The organism is Mesorhizobium sp. M4B.F.Ca.ET.017.02.2.1 (genome assembly GCF_003998955.1).
Classification (GTDB): Bacteria; Pseudomonadota; Alphaproteobacteria; order Rhizobiales; family Rhizobiaceae; genus Mesorhizobium; species Mesorhizobium abyssinicae.
This window is the reverse complement of sequence record NZ_RZOF01000461.1, coordinates 1-3,953: the sequence shown is the minus strand read 5'-3', so window position 1 is coordinate 3,953 and position 3,953 is coordinate 1. Positions and strand designations below refer to the sequence as shown.

Annotated in this window: 3 protein-coding genes and 2 pseudogenes; 3 read left to right on the top strand and 2 right to left on the bottom strand. The window is 64.0% G+C overall.

Features of this window, described 5'->3' with window-relative positions; all coding sequences use genetic code 11:
• Positions 1–1,291: pseudogene (locus EN738_RS31915) on the bottom strand (kinesin); the annotation flags it as partial.
• 289 nt (positions 1,292–1,580) lie between these two features.
• Between EN738_RS31915 and EN738_RS31910 the strand changes: the two are divergent.
• The 3 genes from EN738_RS31910 (at position 1,581) to EN738_RS31900 (ending at position 3,483) form a co-directional block, all read left to right on the top strand.
• Positions 1,581–1,949, top strand: coding sequence for an Hpt domain-containing protein (locus EN738_RS31910; protein WP_127287063.1), 369 nt, complete (start codon positions 1,581–1,583; stop codon positions 1,947–1,949).
• Positions 1,950–2,043: 94 nt separating this feature from the next.
• On the top strand, positions 2,044–2,364 hold the full coding sequence (locus EN738_RS31905; RefSeq protein WP_127287062.1) for a 2Fe-2S iron-sulfur cluster-binding protein: 321 nt from the start codon (positions 2,044–2,046) through the stop codon (positions 2,362–2,364).
• Positions 2,365–2,454: 90 nt separating this feature from the next.
• The gene (locus EN738_RS31900; RefSeq protein WP_127287061.1) at positions 2,455–3,483 is read left to right on the top strand and encodes an NAD(P)/FAD-dependent oxidoreductase; all 1,029 of its coding nucleotides are present in this window, start codon (positions 2,455–2,457) and stop codon (positions 3,481–3,483) included.
• A gap of 8 nt (positions 3,484–3,491) precedes the next feature.
• Here the strand turns inward: EN738_RS31900 and EN738_RS31895 are convergent.
• A pseudogene (locus EN738_RS31895) lies at positions 3,492–3,953 on the bottom strand (MFS transporter); the annotation flags it as partial.

Here is a 3,953-nt window from a genome sequence, read left to right as displayed (position 1 = left end):
CGGCCAGCGTCCGTTCGATGCCGCTGAGGCTGTTCTCGAACTCGGAGCTCAGCGTGCGCGCGGCGCCGCCCAGCAGCGAAACCATGCCGCTGGTGCGGTCGTCGAGCAGGTCGGTCAGCGAGCGGGTGAGGCCGTCGGTGGTGTCGGTCAGTTTGGCGATGCGGGTGTCGAGCAGGCTGGCGAAGGCCTCGCCCGAGGTCGACAGCCGGTCGGTGATCGAATCGAGCCGGCCCTCGACCGAATCGAAGATCGACATCGAGCTTTCGTTGATGCGGTCGATCAGCGTGTCGCCTGAATTGTTGATCGTCATCGACAGCTTGGTCGACGCATTGAGGATGGAGTCGCGGATGATGTCGCTGGCGGAGCCGATTTCGTCGCGCAGCGTCTCATGCGCGCTGGCGATCGAGGCGCGCACGCGCTCGGCATGGCTGACGACCGCTTCGCGCTCGCTGCCGAGGCCATCGACCAGCGAGCGGATACGGGCCTCGTTCTCCGAATAGGAGCGCTCGATCTGGTTGACTTCGCTGTGGACCAGCGTTTCCAGCTCGACCGCGCGCGCCAGCGTGCGCTCGATGCCTTCGCCCATCGCCGCGACTTCGCGGCGCACGGCCTGGCCGATCATCATGACGCGGTCCTGGGCGAGGTTTTCCGGCTCGGCCAGGCGGAAGGCCACTTCCGTCATCGACTGCGCGGCAATGCGCATTTCCTGCGCGCGGCGCACCATGGCCGCGAAGGCCCAGAACAGGATCACGGGAATGATTGCCGCCACTGCCAGGCCGATCAGCTCGGGGCGGGCGAAAAACTGGTCGAAGGTGCGGATCTTCCAGATGCCCGAACCGAACAGAAGATTGGCCAGGCCGCCGGCGCCGGCGATCCATGCCAGCGAAATGAACGCCACAACCCAGTAGATCGTGCTCGACGCGCGGCGGTTGAGGCCATGCAGCAGGGTGCGGTAGTCCTTCTGGCGGTCGTCATTGGCCGGGGTGAAGCCGGCCGGCTGCGCGCCGTTGCGCGTTTCAACCGGACGCAACTCGGCGGGCTTCGCCGCCGGCTGCGTGTTCTGTATTGGCCTGGCGTTCTGGCTCTGGACAACCACCGGTTCTTCCTTGTGGCCACGCCCTTCGCGCGCCAGTTCGTCAGCCGCGGCCGAAATCTGCGCTTCCAGATCTTCCATCGACGCCGCCATATCGAGGCCGCCGTCGCCATCTACGCTCAAATCAAGGTCGAGTGCCTTTTCGAGCTCCTTGGCCACGTCGCTGTCGAGAGTTCGTGTCGTTGGTTTCTTCGCCATGCCTTCGCTACCCTGTACTAGCTGCCGGGGACTTATGATTTTGAGCCGTGATTCTGGCTCGTCTTATCCCACGCAGGAGGCTGAAAATGGACCCTCGTATCGTAATGACACACAGGGGTAAAGAAAACCTGCATTCTGGGCGATACGTAAAACTTTAAATATAGGGTTAACGGAGACGTGATTTCGCGGCCTCCCTGTCAACATTTTTTCAGGTCAATCATTAACCCGTTTGCTACGGGATTCGCCTAGTTTTCCAGGCAAGTCTGAACACCAGGGAGCTGCAAATTTCATGCGCGGCGAAAGCGGCATTGCCTTTTCCATGCCCGGCGGCGACGTCTCGGGAACGGCCAGGTCACGTCCTGTGGATCTCGCCCATCTTTCGCGCCAGACGATGGGTGATCGCGCCCTCGAGCAGGAGGTGCTGGCGCTGTTCGTGCAGCAGGCGCTCGGCGTGCGCGACAAGATCCTCGAAGCCGACGTCAAGGAGCGTTTGCTGCTGGCGCATGGGCTCAAAGGCTCGGCGCGCGGGGTGGGAGCGTTTGCAATCGCCGATTGTGCCGCGGCCATCGAAGGCCAGCCCGAAGACGCCAAGACCCTGAACCGGCTCGGCGTCCTGATCGAGGAAGTGCGCGAGTTCATCGCCGCCATCGGCCGCTAGTTCCAAAAAAACGTCACGGCGCGGCGCTTTCGCGCCGCAGTTGACTTGTTCGCCGGAGTGATTATCTCGGCTGGAACTCCCCTTCAGGTGACAAATGACCAAGCTGACCTTCATTGCCAATGACGGCACACAGTTCGACATGGATGCCGAAAACGGCTCGACCGTCATGGAGAACGCCATCCGCAACGCCGTGCCCGGAATAGAGGCCGAATGCGGCGGCGCCTGCGCCTGCGCGACCTGCCATGTCTATGTCGACGAGGCCTGGACGGCCGAGGTCGGCGAGCCGGAGGCGATGGAGGAGGACATGCTGGACTTCGCCTACGACGTCCAGCCGAATTCGCGCCTGTCCTGCCAGATCAAGGTGCGCGACGCCCTCGACGGGCTGGTCGTGCGCGTACCCGCCCGCCAGGGCTGAGTTCGCCGCTTCGGCTATTTTTGCCGCCGCCGCTTGGCAGCGGGCCATTGCTCATGCAGTCTCGCGCCGTTTGGCAGCGAGGCGCATTGCATGAGCGACACGATCAGGACGGACGTACTCATCGTCGGGGCAGGGCCGGTCGGCCTGTTCGCCGTGTTCGAGCTTGGCCTCTTCGACATGAAGTGCCATCTGATCGACATCCTCGACCGGCCCGGCGGCCAGTGCGCCGAACTCTATCCGGAAAAGCCGATCTACGACATTCCCGGCTGGCCGTTGATCACCGCCCAGGGCCTGGTCGACAAACTGCTCGAGCAGATCCACCCGTTCAAGCCGGAATTCACCTACAACCGCATGGTCTCCAGCCTGGAGAAGCTGGAGGACGGCAGCTTCCGCGTCACCACCGACGAGAACGAGGTGTTCGAGGCCAAGGTGGTGGTGATCGCCGCCGGCGGCGGCTCGTTCCAGCCCAAGCGGCCGCCCATTCCGGGCATCGAAGCCTATGAAGGCAACAGCGTCTTCTATTCGGTGCGCCGCATGGAAGATTTCCGCGGCCACGACCTCGTCATCGTCGGCGGCGGCGATTCGGCGCTCGACTGGACGCTGAACCTGCAGCCGGTGGCAAAGAGCGTGACGCTGGTCCATCGCCGTCCGGAGTTCCGCGCGGCACCTGACAGCGTCAACAAGATGTATGCCATGCAGGAGATGAAGCAGCTGGACTTCCAGGTCGGCCAGGTGAGCGGCCTGAGCGGCGCCGACGGCCGGCTTTCATCCGCGACCATCAAGGGGCCGGACGGCGACATCGAGGTGCCATGCACCCGCATGCTCCCCTTCTTCGGCCTGACCATGAAGCTCGGTCCGATCGCCGAATGGGGGCTCAACCTGCATGAGAACCTGATCCCGGTCGACACCGAGAAGTTCCAGACCTCGGTTCCCGGCATCTTCGCCGTTGGCGACATCAACTGGTATCCCGGCAAGCTGAAGCTGATCCTGTCGGGTTTCCATGAGGTCGCGTTGATGGCGCAGGCCGCCAAGCGCATCGTCAGCCCCGGCGAGCGCATCGTCTTCCAGTACACCACCTCGTCGACCAGCCTGCAGAAGAAGCTCGGCGTCCACGATTGAGGCGCGTGCTACTCGGCCAGCACCGGAGCAGCGGTCTCGGGATGGCCGCGAAGCGCCTTCTCCGGCATCAGCCCGAGCGCGGCAAGCGCCATCAGCAGGATTGCCGCCGCGACGAGGAAGATCATCGTGAAGGCTTCGGCAGAGGCTGCGGCGCCAGCTGAATGCGCGCCTTCGCCGGCCAATGGCAGGCCATAGCCCAGAGCGACCGCGCCCAGGATCGCCACGCCCAGTGCGCTGCCCAAAGAGCGAAGGAAGGTGAGCACGCCGGTGGCGACGCCGAGATGTGCCTGATCGACGGCATTCTGGACCGAGACGGTGGCCACCGGAAACGTTGTCCCGCTGCCGAGGCCGACACAGGTCGTCAGGATTTCAACGACCAGCAGGGAGGCATGCCCGGCGACGACGCTGAGCGCGCCGAGGCAGGCTATGGCGAAGCTCACGCCGATCATGGCGATCCGCTTGTAGTGGAC

Coding starts and splice junctions, on each gene's coding strand:
- EN738_RS31910 (WP_127287063.1), top strand. CDS start 1,581: ATGCGCGGCGAAAGCGGCATTGCCTTTTCCATGCCCGGCGGCGACGTC.
- EN738_RS31905 (WP_127287062.1), top strand. CDS start 2,044: ATGACCAAGCTGACCTTCATTGCCAATGACGGCACACAGTTCGACATG.
- EN738_RS31900 (WP_127287061.1), top strand. CDS start 2,455: ATGAGCGACACGATCAGGACGGACGTACTCATCGTCGGGGCAGGGCCG.